This is a genomic window from Streptomyces sp. AP-93 (assembly GCF_022808175.1).
GTDB lineage: Bacteria > Actinomycetota > Actinomycetes > Streptomycetales > Streptomycetaceae > Streptomyces.
Genome location: NZ_JALGBX010000029.1, coordinates 87,078 through 102,155, shown reverse-complemented (window position 1 = coordinate 102,155; position 15,078 = coordinate 87,078). Strand labels below are relative to the sequence as shown.

Sequence of the window (15,078 nt, the reverse complement as noted above, 5' to 3'; positions counted from 1 at the left end):
GATCCGGGGGGAAGCCAGGCAAGATGGGGGGTGTGACCCTCATTGATCAGCTCCCGCCGAACGCCGACCCCGACGCCCTCTTCGAGGCTTTCTCCTCGTGGGCGGAGGACCAGGGCATCACCCTGTACCCGGCTCAGGAGGAAGCGCTGATCGAGGTCGTCTCGGGCGCGAACGTGGTCCTGTCCACCCCGACCGGCTCCGGCAAGAGCCTGGTGGCGGCGGGCGCGCACTTCACGGCCCTGGCCCAGGACAAGGTCACCTTCTACACCGCGCCGATCAAGGCGCTGGTGTCGGAGAAGTTCTTCGACCTGTGCAAGCTCTTCGGCACCGAGAACGTCGGCATGCTGACCGGCGACGCCTCGGTGAACTCGGACGCGCCGGTGATCTGCTGCACCGCCGAGGTGCTGGCGTCGATCGCCCTGCGCGACGGCAAGTACGCCGACATCGGCCAGGTCGTGATGGACGAGTTCCACTTCTACGCGGAGCCGGACCGCGGCTGGGCCTGGCAGATCCCGATCCTGGAGCTTCCGCAGGCGCAGTTCATCCTGATGTCGGCGACGCTCGGCGACATGAAGCGGTTCGAGGAGGACCTGACCCGGCGCACCGGCCGGCCCACCTCGGTGGTCCGCTCGGCGACCCGGCCCGTCCCGCTGTCGTACGAGTACGTCACGACGCCGATCACCGACACCATCACCGAGCTGCTGGAGACCCGCCAGGCGCCGGTCTACATCGTGCACTTCACCCAGGCCCAGGCGGTCGAGCGGGCGCAGTCGCTGATGAGCATCAACATGTGCACCCGCGAGGAGAAGGACAAGATCGCCGAGCTGATCGGCAACTTCCGCTTCACCACCAAGTTCGGCCAGAACCTCTCGCGCTACGTCCGGCACGGCATCGGCGTGCACCACGCGGGCATGCTGCCCAAGTACCGCCGCCTGGTGGAGAAGCTGGCCCAGGCCGGTCTGCTGAAGGTCATCTGCGGCACCGACACCCTCGGCGTCGGCGTCAACGTCCCGATCCGCACGGTGCTGTTCACGGCGCTGACGAAGTACGACGGCACCCGGGTCCGCACGCTCCGCGCCCGGGAGTTCCACCAGATCGCCGGCCGCGCCGGCCGGGCCGGCTTCGACACCGCCGGCTATGTGGTGGCCCAGGCTCCCGAGCACGTCATCGAGAACGAGAAGGCCCTCGCGAAGGCGGGCGACGACCCGAAGAAGCGCCGCAAGGTGGTCCGCAAGAAGGCCCCCGAGGGCTTCGTGGCCTGGTCGGACACCACCTTCGAGAAGCTCATCGCCGCCGACCCGGAAGCGCTGACCTCGCGCTTCAAGGTCACCAACATCATGCTCCTGTCGGTCATCGCCCGGCCCGGCGACGCCTTCAAGGCGATGCGCCACCTGCTCGAGGACAACCACGAGCCGCGCAAGGCCCAGCTGCGCCACATCCGCCGGGCCATCGCGATCTACCGCTCCCTGCTGGACGGCGGTGTCGTCGAGAAGCTCGACACCCCGGACGCCGAGGGCCGCACGATCCGGCTGACGGTCGACCTGCAGCAGGACTTCGCGCTGAACCAGCCGCTGTCCACCTTCGCGCTGGCCTCCTTCGACCTGCTGGACCCGGAGTCCCCTTCCTACGCGCTGGACATGGTCTCGGTCGTGGAGTCCACGCTGGACGACCCGCGCCAGATCCTCGCCGCCCAGCAGAACAAGGAACGCGGCATGGCCGTGGGCGCGATGAAGGCCGACGGGGTCGAGTACGAGGAGCGGATGGAGCGGCTCCAGGAGATCACCTATCCCAAGCCCCTCGAAGAGCTGCTCCTGCACGCCTACGACGTGTACAGCAAGAGCCACCCGTGGGTCCGCGACCACCCCGTCTCCCCGAAGTCGATCATCCGCGACATGTACGAACGCGCGATGACCTTCACCGAGTTCACCTCGTACTACGAACTGGCGCGCACCGAGGGGATCGTGCTGCGCTATCTGGCGAGCGCCTTCAAGGCTCTGGACCACACCATCCCCGACGACCTCAAGTCCGAGGACCTCCAGGACCTGATCGAGTGGCTCGGCGAGCTGGTCCGCCAGGTCGACTCCAGCCTGCTCGACGAGTGGGAGCAGCTGGCGAACCCGGAGGTGGAGACGGCCGAGCAGGCCCAGGAGAAGGCCGACCAGGTCAAGCCGGTCACCGCGAACGCCCGTGCCTTCCGCGTCCTGGTCCGCAACGCCATGTTCCGCCGCGTGGAGCTGGCGGCCCTGGACCACGTCAACGTGCTGGGCGAGCTGGACGGCGACTCCGGCTGGGACGCCGACGCCTGGGGCGACGCCATGGACGGCTACTGGGACGAGTACGACGACCTGGGTACGGGCCCCGACGCGCGCGGCCCCAAGCTGCTCCAGATCGAGGAGGACCCGGCGCACGGCCTGTGGCGCGTCCGGCAGACCTTCGCCGACCCCAACGGGGACCATGGCTGGGGCATCAGCGCCGAGGTGGACCTCGCTGCCTCCGACGAGGAGGGCCGTGCGGTCCTGCGCGTCACCTCGGTCGGCGAACTCGGCCAGCTCTGACCTCCTCCCGGCTCCGCCCGGGCGTGCACCCGCCCCGCAATCGACCCCCGACCCGCAACCGACCGGCGCCGTCACGGCCGCCGGGCCCGACAGTGGAGATCCTCTGATGACGAACCCCGCCGAGAGGCTGGTCGATCTGCTCGACCTGGAGCAGATCGAGGTCAACATCTTCCGGGGCGCCAGCCCCCAGGAGTCCCTCCAGCGCGTCTTCGGCGGCCAGGTCGCCGGCCAGGCGCTGGTGGCGGCCGGCCGCACCACCGAAAGCGACCGGCCCGTCCACTCCCTCCACTCGTACTTCCTGCGCCCCGGCATCCCCGGAGTGCCGATCGTGTACCAGGTGGAACGGGTGCGCGACGGGCGCTCCTTCACCACCCGCCGGGTCACCGCGGTCCAGCAGGGCAAGACCATCTTCAATCTGACCGCCTCCTTCCATCACCCGGAGGAGGGCAGCATCGAGCACCAGCTGCGTCCTCGCCATTTCCCGCACCCGGACACGCTCCCGAAGGTCGTGGACGAGATCCGCGAGCACCTGGGCACGCTGCCGGAGGCGCTGGAGCGGATGGCCCGCCGCCAGCCCTTCGACATCCGTTACGTGGACCGGCTCCGCTGGACCCCCGAGGATCTCAAGGGCGCCGATCCGCGCAGCGCGGTGTGGATGCGCGCCGTCGGCCCGCTCGGCGACGACCCGCTGGTGCACACCTGCGCCCTCACCTACGCCAGTGACATGACCCTCCTCGACGCCGTGCGCATCCCCGTGGAACCCCTGTGGGGCATGCGCGGTTTCGACATGGCCTCGCTCGACCACGCCATGTGGTTCCACCGGCCGTTCCGGGCGGACGAGTGGTTCCTGTACGACCAGGAGTCGCCCATCGCGCACGGCGGCCGGGGCCTGGCCCGAGGCCGCATCTACGACCTCGACGGCAGGCTGCTGGTGTCGGTGGTCCAGGAGGGGCTCTTCCGTCCTTACGGCGCCAAGGCCTCCAAGCCGGCCGTGTCCCCCCAGTAGCAGCCCCTCCTCTCCCCGAAGAACTGAGTGCTTCCATGCCCACCCCGGCTCCTGCTCCGGCCCTCCCCTGCCCCTGCGGGCTGCCCGCCGCCTACCCGGAGTGCTGCGGCCGCTTCCACTCCGGCGAGCGGCAGGCGCCCACCGCCGAGCTGCTGATGCGCTCCCGCTTCAGCGCCTTCGCCGTCGGCGACACCGCCTACCTCCTGCGCTCCTGGCACCCGACGACCCGGCCGGGCGTGCTCGACCTGGATCCCGGGCAGCGCTGGGAACGGCTGGAGATCCTGGCCACCGAGCGCGGCGGGATGTTCGACACGCAGGGGTCGGTGGAGTTCCGGGCGCACTACCGCGAGGGCAGGCACACCGGCTCGCTGCACGAGCACAGTTCCTTCGCCCGGGAGAACGGGACCTGGGTCTACGTCGGCCCCCTCTCCCCCGTCGACTTCGACTGACCCCTCGCTCCGGTCAGGGCGAAGTCGAGGCTGGTTCGGTACCAGCCGATCTCGTCCGGTGGCCCGGCCCGCAGCAGCCGGGCCGCCACCTCGGCGGCCGCCGCGACCTGCGGGTGCCCGTAGGGCGGGGGCGGGGCGAGTGCCCCGAGCAGGATCCGCTCCGCCGCGTCGGGCACGGTCGCGCGCACGTCGTCCTCGGGGAGCACGGAGGCCAGTACGGCAGCCCGCTCCCAGGGGTCGGCGGTCCGTCTCAGCAACAGCCCGACATGCCGCTCGCGCCACTTCCGGGGTCGCAGGTCGGCCCTGGACTCGATCAGCTCCCGGTCCCCCGGCGGCGCGCTCCCGCGGAGCATCCGGGGCTCGCGGGCAGCGAAGTCCCGTAGCTCCGCGGTCAGATAGAGCCACACCACCGCCCGGTAGCGGTTGATCCGGTATCCCACCGGAGTGAGGCGCCCGCAGCGTGCGAGCCGGGTGAACCGGCTCGGGCCGACCCCCAGGACGGCGGCCGCGGCCTCCGCTCCCGCGACCGTCTCCACGCGCTCGCGCAGCGCGTCCGGGAATCCCTCGGCCGACCGGACCCGGTCGAGCTCGGTCCGGGTGTACCGCGCGGCCCCGGCGGCGCCCTGGGGCCCGGCCCGCACGATGCCCAACTGGACGGCGCGGGCGAACTCGCCGCGGCTCAGCCCCAGTTCCCCTGCGGCCCGCCCGCCGCCCATCAGCCCGGCGGCCTCTCCACACCCCGCCGCCACGGGCTCCGCCATCGCCGTCGGCGGTGCCTGAACCGTCTGCGTCATTGCCGTCATCGCTGCCATCGCCGTCATCGCGGTCATCGCGCTCTCCCCACCAGAGTGATTACTGTGTGTGAAGAACGTAACTCAGAGCAACGGCACCGCGCAGAGCCTGTGGACAACTCGGAAAGGGCGAAGTGCGCCGCCCACCTCAGCCGCCCGCCTCAGCCGCCGGTGATCCGCCGCTCCGCGACACCCAGGTGCTCCCCCACCCGGTTCACCAGCAGCGTCATCTCGTACGCCACGTGCCCGATGTCGGCCTCGGAGGCGCTCAGCACGCACAGGCAGCTGCCCGCACCCGCCGCCATGACGAAGAGGACCCCGTCGTCGTACTCGACCATCGTCTGACGGACCTCACCGGCCCTGAAGTGCCGCCCCGAGCCCTTCGCCAGGCTCTGCAGCCCCGCCGCGACGGCCGCCAGGTGCTCCGCGTCCTCCCGTGCCAGCCCCGCGCTCGCGCCCGTCACCAGGCCGTCGTTGGAGAGCACCACCGCGTGCCGCACCTGCTGCACCCGCCGCGTCAAGTCGTCCAGCAGCCAGTCCAGCTGCTTGTCCAGCGCCATTTACAGTCCCTCCCCGTCGACGCGGTCTGACCGCCGCGCCCCACCCCGCATAGTCGTGCCGCCAGCCTTCCCCACCAGCGGCTTTCCGGCAAGGAGGATGGACCCATGGTGAAGAAGATGACTCAAGAGGAATGGCGGGAGTTCGTCTCCCACTCCACCCGCACCGGGAAACTGTCCACCGTCCGTGAGGACGGAAGCCCTCACATCGCTCCCATCTGGTTCGTTCTCGACGGCGATTCCTTTGTGTTCAACACCGGGAAGGACACCGTCAAGGGGCGCAATCTGGCCCGCGACGGCCGCGTCGCGCTCTGTGTGGACGACGACCGGCCGCCCTTCTCCTACGTCGTCCTCCAGGGCCGGGCACAGATCAGCGAGGACCTGGACGAGATGCTCCCCTGGTCGACCCGGATCGGCGCCCGCTACATGGGAGAGGAGCACGGCGAGGCCTTCGGCCGCCGCAACGCCGTCCCCGGCGAACTCCTCGTGCGGGTCGGCATCGACAAGGTGATCTCGGCCGCCGGCGTGGCGGACTGACCGCACCGCCCCTTCGCCGCGGGCCGGTTCACACCGAATCGGCCCGCGGTTCCACCGACTCCAGCAACCGCGCCGTGTGCACCCGTCCCGCGTACTCCACCAGCCGGATCAGCACTTCCTTCCCCGAGTCCTTGTCCCGGGCGTCGCACAGCACCACCGGCGTCCCCTGATCCAGGTCCAGCGCCCGCGCGACCTCGTTCGAGGCGTACCGCCGCGCGTTCGCGAAGCAGTTGACGGCCACCACGAACGGGATCTTGCGGTGTTCGAAGTAGTCCACCGCCGGGAAGCAGTCCTCCAGCCGCCGCGTGTCGGCGAGGACCACCGCGCCCAGCGCGCCCTGCGACAGCTCGTCCCACAGGAACCAGAACCGGTCCTGCCCCGGGGTCCCGAACAGGTAGAGCGACAGCCCCGACCTGATCGTGATCCGCCCGAAGTCCATGGCCACGGTGGTCGTCGTCTTCTGGTCGACGCCGCCCGTGTCGTCGACCAGCTCCCCGGCCTCGCTGAGCAGCTCCTCCGTCCGCAGCGGCCGGATCTCGCTGACCGAGCCGACCAGGGTCGTCTTCCCGACGCCGAAGCCGCCCGCCACGAGTATCTTCAGCGCGAGCGCTGCCAGTTCCTCTCCGCCCTCGGCGGCCGGCGGCGGCCCGTTGTCGTGCAGTCCCATCACAGCGCTCGCAATCCCTCGATGACTTCACGCAGAATCCGCTCGTCCGGCAGCTGTGCGGGCGGCACCGGCCGGCTGACCTTGACGTGCCCGGCCTCCAGCAGGTCCCCCAGCAGTACGCGCACCACGCCCACGGGCAGGTCCGCGTCCGCCGCGAGCTCGGCCACCGACTGGGTCTCGTCCCGGCACAGGCCGAGCAGGGCACGGTGTTCCGGTTCCAGCAGCGACTCGGCCGCCTCGTCCGTGCCCGCCGGGTCCACGACGACCAGCGCGATCAGGTCGAAGCGGACCCCGTGGGGTCCCGGCTTCGTGCGGCCGCCGGTCATGGCGTACGGACGGACGAGCGGGCCCGCGTCGGCGTCGTACCACCGGCCGTTCGTGCTCAAGGCCGCCGCCCTCAACCGGCGGCCGGCGGCCGCGCCGCGAACCGGGCCGGGGTGTACAGGTGCTCGCCGACCCGCTTGACCAGCCGGGCCATCTCGTAGGCGATCAGCCCCATGTCGGCGCCGGCCCCGCTGAGCACGGCCAGGCAGGAGCCGTCTCCGGCAGCCGCCACGAAGAGGAAGCCCTCGTCCATCTCCACCATCGTCTGGCGCACGCCCCCGGCGTGGAAGTGCCGGCCCGCGCCCTTCGCCAGGCTGTGGAAGCCCGAGGCCACGGCCGCCAGGTGCTCGGCGTCCTCCCGGCTGAGCGCACTGGAAGCGCCCACCGCCAGGCCGTCGTTGGACAGGACCACGGCGTGCCGGACCTCGCGCACCCGGACCACGAGGTCGTCCAGGAGCCAGTCGAGTTCGCCCGATCTGCGGACGCCGTCGAGGTCGATCCTCTGATGTTCGATCATCATCGTGCTCCTTCGCCTTCGCCAGTACTGCCTGTGCCACCGCCCGTATCGCCCGCGCCCCCCGCGCCCCCCGCACGGCCCAGGACGTCCGCGCCCGCTTCGCCGCTCGCCTGGGTGCCCCGCACCCAGCCCGCCCGGTACGCCGCCATCCGCTCGCGCGCCTGCTCTGGGCTGCGGCCGGGCGGTGCCTCCGCCCCTCGGACACCGGCCGGGGCTTTGGGGGCGGGGGCCTCGCGCAGCTGCGGGACGAGGCTCGCCTGCCGGACCCGGCGCGGCAGTTCGGTGACCGAGGCGGCCGGGCCCGAGGAGGCCGATGGGCCCGAGGGGGCCGCCGTGACCGCCGGGGCGGGCGTACGGGGAACCGCGCCCGCGGAGCCGCGCGGCCGCAGCGGAGCCACCGGGGAGGGCCGGGGCTCTTCCCGTACGGGGCTCCGGTCCGGGACCGGGACCCCGCGCACGTCGTCCCGTACGACGCTGATGGCCTGGGAAGACTCCCGCAGCCGCTCCCGGACCGGTTCGGTGACCGGCTCCGGAGCCGGCGCCGCGGGTGCCTGCTCCTCGGGCTGCGGGGCGGCGGCCGTGAGGGCGCCCTGGAGCAGGGAGTTGGGGAGCAGCACCACCGCGGTGGTGCCGCCGTAAGGTGACATGCGCAGGTGCACCTTCACACCGTGGCGGGCCGAGAGGCGGCTGACCACGAAGAGCCCGAGCCGGTCGCTGTCGAAGAGGTCGAGCGCCTCGGACTGCTCGATGCGCCGGTTGGCCTCCTGGAGGGATTCGCGGCCCATGCCGAGCCCCCGGTCCTCGACCTCCAGGACGTAGCCGGCTCCGACGGGCTCTCCGCTGACCCGGACCTTGGTGTGGGGCGGGGAGAACTGGGTGGCGTTCTCGATGAGTTCCGCGAGCAGATGGGTGAGGTCGGCGACCGCTCCGCCGACGACGGCGGCTTCGGCGAGCTGGCGGACCTCGACGCGCGGGTAGTCCTCGATCTCGGAGACGGCGGCCCGTACGACGTTCGTCAGCGGGATCGGCATCCGCCAGGCGCGACCGGGGGCGGCGCCCGAGAGGATGATCAGGCTTTCCGCGTGCCGCCGCATCCGGGTGGTGAGGTGGTCGAGGCGGAAGAGGTCGCCGAGCTCGTTCGGGTCGTCGGCGCGCCGCTCCATCGAGTCGAGCAGGGTGAGCTGCTTGTGCACCAGGACCTGGCTGCGCCGGGCGAGGTTGACGAAGACCCCGCTCACGCCGCTGGCCAGTTCGGCGCGTTCGACGGCGGCGCTGAGCGCGGCCCTGTGGACCGTGCCCAGGGCCTCGCCGACCTGGGCGATCTCGTCGTCGGCGGCCGGTCCGCGCGGAGTTTCGGCGGACACGTCGATGTCCTGACCGGCCCGCAACCGGTCCATGGCCTGCGGGAGTTTGCGGTGCGCGATCTCCAGTGCGGTGTTGCGCAGCGAGACCAGCTCGACGACGAGGGCCCGGCCGATGCGGACCGAGATGACGAGCGAGGCGGCCACGGCGGCCAGTCCCAGGACGACGGCGGCTCCGGCCGGGCTCAGCGCGCCCGCGCCGAACGGGTCGGCGCGGTCCGCGGCCGCCGCGTGGGCGGCGTCCGCGATCTCCCGCATCGAGCCGGCGACGGAGGTGTACGCCGCCTCCCAGCCGGGGGGCGGGCCGGCGGCTCCGGCCCCGGCCCCGGCCGCGGTTCCGGCACCGGCCGCGGCGGCCAGCGCCCGGTCCTCGGCGGCGATGAGGTCGGCGTAGGCGGCGCTCTTGGCCACGGACTGCCAGGCGTCCTGCTGGGCGGCGGGCAGGTCCCGGGCGGCGGAAGCGGTCAGGTCCCGGCGGGTCTCGACGGCGCCGGTCAGCCGGCGAAGCGTTTCGGCGGTGCGCGGCCCCGGGGCCGTCAGTAGGGCGTCCTCGCGCGACAGTTGCTCTCCGGCCCTCGCGAACTCCAGCAGGACCCGGGCGTCGACGCCCAGTTCGGCGTCCTGGCCTCCTCCGGAGAGGGCGCCGCCGACCTCCAGCGCCGCGTCGATCACCCGGGTGTACGTCTCGTACGCCGCTTCCGGGGTCGCCCGGTGCTCGGCGACGTCCTTGCGCGCCGGGCCCAGCCCCTCCGCGGCGGCGACGAAGGCGCGCAGCCGGATGACGATGTCGGTGCGGTAGTCGCCGGAGTCGGCCACGGTGTTGCTCTCGCCGAGCCGCAGCGCGCGTACGGCTCCGTCGGTGCGGCGGGCCTGCTCGTCCAGGGCAGCGGCCTGGCCGGGGGCCTGGGCGGCGGCCGCCTGACCGCTGGTGGGGTCGGCCAGCAGCCGTACGGCCGTGCGCCGTTCGGCCTGCAACGCGGTCACGGCGGTCTCGACCGGGGCCCGCAGTTCCCGGTCGACGCGCTGGGCGCGACTGAGGCGGGCGACGTCCTGGGCCGCGTCGACGGTCGCGAAGGCCCAGAGGGCGAGCAGGGAGACCACCGGCACCATCAGCAGTGAGACGATCTTCGCCCGGACGGTGGCGGGGCGCAGCCGCAGGCGCGGACCGCGGCCACGGCCCCCGGCCGCGCCGGGTATCGCCGTGAGTACGCCGGAGCCCTCGTGCGACGCCGGCTCCCGGGCGGGTGGTCCGGCGTGCGCCCGGCGGCCCGGCCCCTTGCCGCCGCCACCCGCCGGCGCGGGCGCGGGCGGCCGCGACGCCGCTGCTTCCGGTGTTCTGCGGGGTCTGCGCATGGGCTCCTCGTTCCGGGCGATGCGTACGGACGTGACGGTCGCGGTGGCGGTGTTGGGTTCGGGTGCGGGGGGGGCCGGGGGGCCTGGCGACGGTGGGGCCCAGGTGGCGGTGGAGGCGCGGCCGCGGCGCCGCCTCAGCCCGCGGGGGCGGTGGCGCCCCGCTCTCCCAGGCGCAGGTCGGCGGAGGCCATCGCGGAGGCCTCCCGCTCGTCGGCGGTCGGCGAGAGTGCGACGAACGCGGAGGTGATGAAGAGGTAGGAGCCGAGGCCGACGGCGAGCGGGAAGATGAACTGCATGGCGGTGACGCCCGGCAGGGCCTCGTCCGAGGGGGTGACCTCGACGGCGACCGCGAGCATGCCGGTGTAGTGCATGCTGCTGACGGCTGCGCCCATGACGAGCGAGGCGACGGCGACGGCCACCGGGGACTTGATGTTGAGGGCCGCCCACAGTGCGGCCGTGGCCGCGACGACCGCGATGGCGACGGAGAGCCCGACCGTGAGCGGCTCGTAGGAGACCGAGCCGTGCAGGCGCAGGGCCGCCATGCCGAGGTAGTGCATGCTGGCGACGCCGAGGCCGGTGGTGAGGCCGCCGAGGACGAGGGCCCGGCCGCGGTCCTTCCCGTAGCCGACGGCGAAGACTCCGGCGCCGACGACGATCATCGCGACGAGGAGGCTGAGGATGGTCAGCGGCACGTTGTAGCGGATCTCGGTCCCGGTGACGTGGAAACCGAGCATGGCGACGAAGTGCATCGTCCAGATCCCGGTTCCGATGGCCGAGGCCGCCGTGAGGAGCCAGTTGCGGCGGGAGGCTCCGGTCGTCGCGGCGAGCGCGCGAACGGTGCAGCGCAGGCCGAGGGCGGCGCCGAGCGAAGCCATCACGTATGACAGCGCGGGGGTAAGCCAGCCGTAGGCGGCGTGGTCCAGGTGTCCCATGGCCACGGAAGCTAGTCCGGGTGAGGGAGCGAACACGGGCCGCATTTCGAAAGCCACTGGAACTGCTGGAATATGACAGAGATACGTTCATCTTCGATCACGCCACGTACCACCTTGCACACGTTCCGCAGGCATGTGCCGGAGCCGCGGTGAGGGATCATGGGCACATGAGCGAAGACCGCACACAGGAACACGCCCAGGATCACGCCCAGGACCGGTCACAGGACCCGGCCCGGGACCGGCCCCGGGACCAGACGCGGGACCGCGGCCACGTCCAGGAGTTCTTCGGGGCGCGCGCGGCCGGCTGGGACCGGAAGTTCCCCGGGGACGAGCCCGCCTTCGCGACCGCCGTGGGCGAGTTCGGACTGCGTCCCGGGGACCGGGTGCTCGACGCGGGCTGCGGCACCGGCCGGGCTCTGACCGCGCTGCGCGCAGCCGTCGGCCCGTCGGGAACGGTGCTCGGCGCCGATGTCACTCCGCAGATGCTGACCGCCGCGCACGAGGCCGGCCGGGACGCGGACGGCGCCCTGCTGCTGGCGGACGTGGCCCGGCTGCCGCTGCGCGACGGAGCGCTCGACGCCGTGTTCGCCGCCGGTCTCGTCGCCCATCTGCCCGACCCCGGGGCCAACTTGCGCGAGCTCGCCCGCGTGGTCCGCCCGGGCGGCCGGCTCGCGCTGTTCCACCCGATCGGCAGGGCCGCCCTCGCGGCGCGGCACGGCCGCGAGCTGACCCCGGACGACATGCGCGCCGAGCACAACCTCGGCCCGCTCCTGGCCGGTTCGGGCTGGCAGCTCACCTCGTACGCCGACGAGGACACCAGGTTCCTCGCACTGGCGGTCCGCACCCCCTGACAGACGAAGGCTCTACGTCGGCCACGTGCCCGGGGCCGGACCGGTGCGGCACGGCCCGCCGCGGCCCGCGGCCGGTCGGCACAGAACGATCAGACCGGTGACGGCGGCGGGGCGAGTGGCCCCTGCGGACGCGTCTCGCTGTCCCCTGGGCGCGCCGTCGCCGGCGGCGAGCCGGTTTCCGTGGCGGGTGGCCGGCCCTCCGTGCAGGTGGCGGGCTTGGAAATCGCTTCCCGCCAGCTCTCGACGCGGTGGTTACTCGCTGGTTAGGGTGCGCCGACGAGAGAACGACCGGGAGGCCACGTGTCCGAAGAGGAGGACGGCGGTTCGCTGTACGTGCTGACCGCCGTGCTGCTGACCCCCGCGCAGTTCCCGAGCATCCTGGGTGACGACTACCCCGAGGCCTGCTCGCTGCTCGGCGTTTCGCCGGCGGCCGCCGGGTACGGCCTGGTGCTGGGGCAGGACGAGGAAGGCGCGCGCTGGACGGTCGTGGTCGACGACGTCTCGCTCGTGGCCATGGCCATCGCCTCGTGGGACTGCGGGATGGAGTACGACCTGTCCCCCGACGAACGGTCCATCGTGGTCTCGCTGGCGGGCTGGCCGCTGGCGCTCGCGGTGGCCACGGACGGGATCCCCGATCCGCACGATCCCGAGCAGGGCGCGGACGGCACCGGGCGGGTACCCCTGGCCCCGCCGTCGGCCGAGGCCTGGGGTCCGGTGCAGCGGCGGATGGGCGCCGACCAGATAGCCCGGGAGTGGGCCGACTGGAGCGAACGCGTGGCCACGGACGGCGGGGCCGCCGCTGCCGCGCATCCTGGGCTGGCGCGGGCCTTGGAGGAGGCCCTGGGGTACACGCAGAGCCCGCCGCCGCCCGGCAGGGTGCGGTCGTCCTTCGCGGGCGACGAGGCGCGGACGCTGCGCGTCGACGGGCCGGGGTGGTCGCTGGTGGCCCGCACCGGTGGGGCCGCCTTCGTGCTGCTGGACGAGGAGCCGAGCGAGGTGCTGGCCGTACCGCACGAGGCGCACGGGGAGCTTCCGGAACTGTCGGAGCTGCTGGCGGCGTTGGACCGGGTCGCTGTGCGGCCGGCCTGAGCGGGGCCGGGGTGGGGCCGGTTGGGTTGGTTGAGGTTGGGCTGGTCGGGACGGGCTGGGGTGCCGTGCGCCGGTGAGGCGTGTGCGGGTGCAGTGTCCGAGCTGGGTGCGAGGGGGAGGATGTGCTGATGGATCCGGTGGAAGTGGTCCCGGTGGGCGTGGTGGTGGGCGGCCGCTCGGCGGTCGTCGACGACGACTGGGGGCGGGAGACGGCGGTGATCCGCCTGGACCCGGAGCAGTTCGGTCCGCAGGCCCTGTACGGACTGGAGGACTTCTCGCACGTCGAGGTGGTCTTCCACTTCGACCGGGTGCCGGAGGACAAGATCGAGACGGGTGCGCGACGCCCCCGGGGCAATCGGGACTGGCCGCTCGTCGGCATCTTCGCCCAGCGCGGCAAGAACCGCCCCAACCGGCTGGGCCTCTCGCGCTGTCGCGTCCTGAAGGTGGACGTTCTGGCGGCTGACGGCCCGGAGCTGCACGTGGAAGGGCTGGACGCGGTCGCGGGGACTCCGGTGCTCGACCTCAAGCCGTACATGACGGAATTCGGCCCGCGCGGCGACCACCGCCAGCCGGAGTGGGCGACGGAGCTGATGCGCGACTACTACTGAGTCGCGCGGGTGGGGCGGGGCGCCGAGTGTAGGCTCCGAGATTCCGTGAGCACGTGCGGCAGGCCGCAGGCCTCAGGCCGCAACGGGAAGCTCGTGGAACAGGGCCGGGCGTTGCGCGAGCCGACAGGAGTGCGCCATGACTGCGGTGACCCGTTTGGTCACTTACACCGATCTGCACGCCGCCGCCACGAGCTCACAGCAGCTGTCGGTGTCGGCACGGCTGGAGGCCGAACTCGCGGACGGCCGCCGTGTGGTGTTGCTCGACGATCGCGGCTGGAGCACCTCGGGCATGTCCGGCATCCCTGCGCTGACCTCCACCGAGGACATCGAGGAGACGGCCCGGACGGTGGTCGGGCCGGACGAACCCTTCGGCGGCATGACGCAGGAGCAGATGGCGGCCGGACACTGGGGCTACCTGGCCGGTGTCCTCGGGCAGCAGGGGGTGGACGTGCCTGCGCGCGAGCTGGAGCGGCTGCCCCATGACGTAGTGCTCAGCGAGCGTCTTCGTGCGTGGATCGGCTGCGAGAGCGACTGAGAGACCCGGCGCCGGTTTGCCGGGCCTCACGCGGCCCGGCCCGGCCTTGGGCTCGGTGGGTCAGACTCGGTCGAGGGGGATGTGCGGGGTCGGGGGGAGGGTGACCTCGATGGTGTCGCCGGGGTGGATGGTGCCGCCCCGGTGGACCACGCCCATGATTCCGGCCTTGCGGAGCACGTTGCCCTCGTCGTCCCGGCCCACCACCTGCTTGAGCAGCCCGTGCTGGAAGTTGTCGATCTGCCGGCACGGATTGCGCAGCCCGGTCACCTCGACCACCGCATCCGCACCGAGGCGCAGCAAGCTGCCGGTCGGCAGGGCGAGCAGGTCTATGCCTTCGGTGGTGACGTTCTCCCCGAGCTGGCCCGGCTCGACCTGGTGGCCGGCCTCGGCCACCTCCTCGAAGAGCTCCCGGTGAATCAGGTGCACCTGCCGGAGGTTCGGCTGCGTGGGGTCCTGGGCCACGCGGGAACGGTGCTTGACCGTGACCCCCGCGTGGACGTCTCCCTCGACCCCGAGCCCTTCGAGGAGCGTGATGCTCTCGCGCGTGGGCTTGGTGAACGAATAGACCCCGTTGCTGCTGACCGCCGCGACCTGCGCCACGCCCGCCGCGCCCGCCATGCTCGCCGTGCTCATGGTTGACCCCCCTGCCGCCGTCAGCGGCCGATCTGCTTCCTGGATATGCCTTTCAGCCTACGACGCTGGGAGGAGTCCAACAGCAGGTAGGCGGCCACAGGAACACCGATCAGGACCAGCAGTCCGGCCCAGAACCCGACCGCCCAGAACAGGACGATGGCTGCCACCACACCGGCAACCGCGATCTTTCCGCTCGTGGACATCTGCGGCACCCTCTTTCTCCGTCGGCCACTACCCCACACAACGCACGTTGCCGCCCCCGCGTTCCCGCCCCCGTATTTCCGCTTACCGCTTGCCGTTTTCCGCTCGCGCG

17 protein-coding genes are annotated in these 15,078 nt (G+C 72.5%); 8 read left to right on the top strand and 9 right to left on the bottom strand.

Annotation, left to right across the window (positions count from 1 at the left end; translation table 11 throughout):
• Nucleotides 1–32: 32 nt before the first annotated feature.
• From MTF69_RS35850 to MTF69_RS35840, 3 genes are all read left to right on the top strand, one after another.
• Nucleotides 33–2,555 carry an RNA helicase gene (locus MTF69_RS35850; protein WP_243340560.1) on the top strand — a complete coding sequence of 841 codons (2,523 nt, stop codon included), beginning with the start codon at nt 33–35 and terminating at the stop codon, nt 2,553–2,555.
• Between the two features lie 106 nt (nt 2,556–2,661).
• Nucleotides 2,662–3,561 carry an acyl-CoA thioesterase II gene (locus MTF69_RS35845; RefSeq protein ID WP_243340559.1) on the top strand — a complete coding sequence of 300 codons (900 nt, stop codon included), beginning with the start codon at nt 2,662–2,664 and terminating at the stop codon, nt 3,559–3,561.
• Nucleotides 3,562–3,596: 35 nt separating this feature from the next.
• Complete coding sequence (locus tag MTF69_RS35840) at nt 3,597–4,010, top strand: YchJ family protein (protein ID WP_243340558.1); 414 nt, start codon at nt 3,597–3,599, stop codon at nt 4,008–4,010.
• Here MTF69_RS35840 and MTF69_RS35835 read toward each other — a convergent pair.
• The gene (locus tag MTF69_RS35835) at nt 3,974–4,840 is read right to left on the bottom strand and encodes a DUF6397 family protein (protein ID WP_243340557.1); all 867 of its coding nucleotides are present in this window, start codon (nt 4,838–4,840) and stop codon (nt 3,974–3,976) included. The two genes, MTF69_RS35840 and MTF69_RS35835, sit on opposite strands and share 37 nt — an antisense overlap.
• Before the next feature lie 122 nt (nt 4,841–4,962).
• On the bottom strand, nt 4,963–5,361 hold the full coding sequence (locus tag MTF69_RS35830) for a roadblock/LC7 domain-containing protein (protein ID WP_243340556.1): 399 nt from the start codon (nt 5,359–5,361) through the stop codon (nt 4,963–4,965).
• Between the two features lie 105 nt (nt 5,362–5,466).
• Between MTF69_RS35830 and MTF69_RS35825 the strand changes: the two genes are divergently transcribed.
• Entirely contained in the window at nt 5,467–5,895 is a 429-nt protein-coding gene (locus tag MTF69_RS35825) for a PPOX class F420-dependent oxidoreductase (protein ID WP_243340555.1), read from the top strand.
• A gap of 28 nt (nt 5,896–5,923) precedes the next feature.
• Here MTF69_RS35825 and MTF69_RS35820 read toward each other — a convergent pair whose 3' ends face one another.
• The 5 genes from MTF69_RS35820 to MTF69_RS35800 form a co-directional block, all read right to left on the bottom strand.
• Nucleotides 5,924–6,562, bottom strand: a complete 639-nt coding sequence (locus tag MTF69_RS35820; protein WP_243340554.1) for an ATP/GTP-binding protein — start codon at nt 6,560–6,562, stop codon at nt 5,924–5,926.
• On the bottom strand, nt 6,562–6,948 hold the full coding sequence (locus MTF69_RS35815) for a DUF742 domain-containing protein (RefSeq protein ID WP_308401494.1): 387 nt from the start codon (nt 6,946–6,948) through the stop codon (nt 6,562–6,564). The genes MTF69_RS35820 and MTF69_RS35815 overlap by 1 nt, the downstream gene beginning before the upstream one ends.
• An 11-nt stretch (nt 6,949–6,959) precedes the next feature.
• Nucleotides 6,960–7,403, bottom strand: a complete 444-nt coding sequence (locus MTF69_RS35810) for a roadblock/LC7 domain-containing protein (RefSeq protein ID WP_243340590.1) — start codon at nt 7,401–7,403, stop codon at nt 6,960–6,962.
• Nucleotides 7,403–10,117 carry a nitrate- and nitrite sensing domain-containing protein gene (locus tag MTF69_RS35805; RefSeq protein ID WP_243340552.1) on the bottom strand — a complete coding sequence of 905 codons (2,715 nt, stop codon included), beginning with the start codon at nt 10,115–10,117 and terminating at the stop codon, nt 7,403–7,405. Before MTF69_RS35805 ends, MTF69_RS35810 begins: the two co-directional genes overlap by 1 nt.
• 134 nt (nt 10,118–10,251) lie before the next feature.
• Entirely contained in the window at nt 10,252–11,049 is a 798-nt protein-coding gene (locus tag MTF69_RS35800) for an MHYT domain-containing protein (RefSeq protein ID WP_243340551.1), read from the bottom strand.
• 167 nt (nt 11,050–11,216) lie between these two features.
• Here MTF69_RS35800 and MTF69_RS35795 point away from each other — a divergent pair, with 167 nt between their 5' ends.
• The 4 genes from MTF69_RS35795 (at nt 11,217) to MTF69_RS35780 (ending at nt 14,132) form a co-directional block, all read left to right on the top strand.
• A complete protein-coding gene (locus tag MTF69_RS35795; RefSeq protein ID WP_243340550.1) occupies nt 11,217–11,900 on the top strand; it encodes a class I SAM-dependent methyltransferase in 684 nt (227 codons plus the stop codon).
• A gap of 300 nt (nt 11,901–12,200) precedes the next feature.
• Nucleotides 12,201–12,989: a hypothetical protein gene (locus tag MTF69_RS35790; protein WP_243340549.1), complete on the top strand. Its 789-nt coding sequence runs from the start codon at nt 12,201–12,203 to the stop codon at nt 12,987–12,989.
• 128 nt (nt 12,990–13,117) lie between these two features.
• Nucleotides 13,118–13,597 carry an SAM-dependent methyltransferase gene (locus MTF69_RS35785; protein ID WP_243340548.1) on the top strand — a complete coding sequence of 160 codons (480 nt, stop codon included), beginning with the start codon at nt 13,118–13,120 and terminating at the stop codon, nt 13,595–13,597.
• A gap of 136 nt (nt 13,598–13,733) precedes the next feature.
• A complete protein-coding gene (locus MTF69_RS35780) occupies nt 13,734–14,132 on the top strand; it encodes a hypothetical protein (protein ID WP_243340547.1) in 399 nt (132 codons plus the stop codon).
• Between the two features lie 60 nt (nt 14,133–14,192).
• Here MTF69_RS35780 and MTF69_RS35775 read toward each other — a convergent pair whose 3' ends face one another.
• Nucleotides 14,193–14,765 (bottom strand): MOSC domain-containing protein, encoded by a 573-nt coding sequence (locus tag MTF69_RS35775; RefSeq protein WP_243340546.1) that lies wholly within the window; start codon nt 14,763–14,765, stop codon nt 14,193–14,195.
• A gap of 20 nt (nt 14,766–14,785) precedes the next feature.
• Complete coding sequence (locus MTF69_RS35770; protein WP_243340545.1) at nt 14,786–14,968, bottom strand: hypothetical protein; 183 nt, start codon at nt 14,966–14,968, stop codon at nt 14,786–14,788.
• Between the last annotated feature and the right edge of the window lie 110 nt (nt 14,969–15,078).

Excerpts from the sequence above, each read along its gene's own strand:
- MTF69_RS35845 (WP_243340559.1), top strand. The coding sequence starts at position 2,662 with ATGACGAACCCCGCCGAGAGGCTGGTCGATCTGCTCGACCTGGAGCAG.
- MTF69_RS35840 (WP_243340558.1), top strand. The coding sequence starts at position 3,597 with ATGCCCACCCCGGCTCCTGCTCCGGCCCTCCCCTGCCCCTGCGGGCTG.
- MTF69_RS35835 (WP_243340557.1), bottom strand. The coding sequence starts at position 4,840 with ATGACCGCGATGACGGCGATGGCAGCGATGACGGCAATGACGCAGACG.
- MTF69_RS35830 (WP_243340556.1), bottom strand. The coding sequence starts at position 5,361 with ATGGCGCTGGACAAGCAGCTGGACTGGCTGCTGGACGACTTGACGCGG.
- MTF69_RS35825 (WP_243340555.1), top strand. The coding sequence starts at position 5,467 with ATGGTGAAGAAGATGACTCAAGAGGAATGGCGGGAGTTCGTCTCCCAC.
- MTF69_RS35820 (WP_243340554.1), bottom strand. The coding sequence starts at position 6,562 with ATGGGACTGCACGACAACGGGCCGCCGCCGGCCGCCGAGGGCGGAGAG.
- MTF69_RS35810 (WP_243340590.1), bottom strand. The coding sequence starts at position 7,403 with ATGATCGAACATCAGAGGATCGACCTCGACGGCGTCCGCAGATCGGGC.
- MTF69_RS35805 (WP_243340552.1), bottom strand. The coding sequence starts at position 10,117 with ATGCGCAGACCCCGCAGAACACCGGAAGCAGCGGCGTCGCGGCCGCCC.
- MTF69_RS35800 (WP_243340551.1), bottom strand. The coding sequence starts at position 11,049 with ATGGGACACCTGGACCACGCCGCCTACGGCTGGCTTACCCCCGCGCTG.
- MTF69_RS35795 (WP_243340550.1), top strand. The coding sequence starts at position 11,217 with ATGAGCGAAGACCGCACACAGGAACACGCCCAGGATCACGCCCAGGAC.
- MTF69_RS35785 (WP_243340548.1), top strand. The coding sequence starts at position 13,118 with ATGGATCCGGTGGAAGTGGTCCCGGTGGGCGTGGTGGTGGGCGGCCGC.
- MTF69_RS35780 (WP_243340547.1), top strand. The coding sequence starts at position 13,734 with ATGACTGCGGTGACCCGTTTGGTCACTTACACCGATCTGCACGCCGCC.
- MTF69_RS35775 (WP_243340546.1), bottom strand. The coding sequence starts at position 14,765 with ATGAGCACGGCGAGCATGGCGGGCGCGGCGGGCGTGGCGCAGGTCGCG.
- MTF69_RS35770 (WP_243340545.1), bottom strand. The coding sequence starts at position 14,968 with ATGTCCACGAGCGGAAAGATCGCGGTTGCCGGTGTGGTGGCAGCCATC.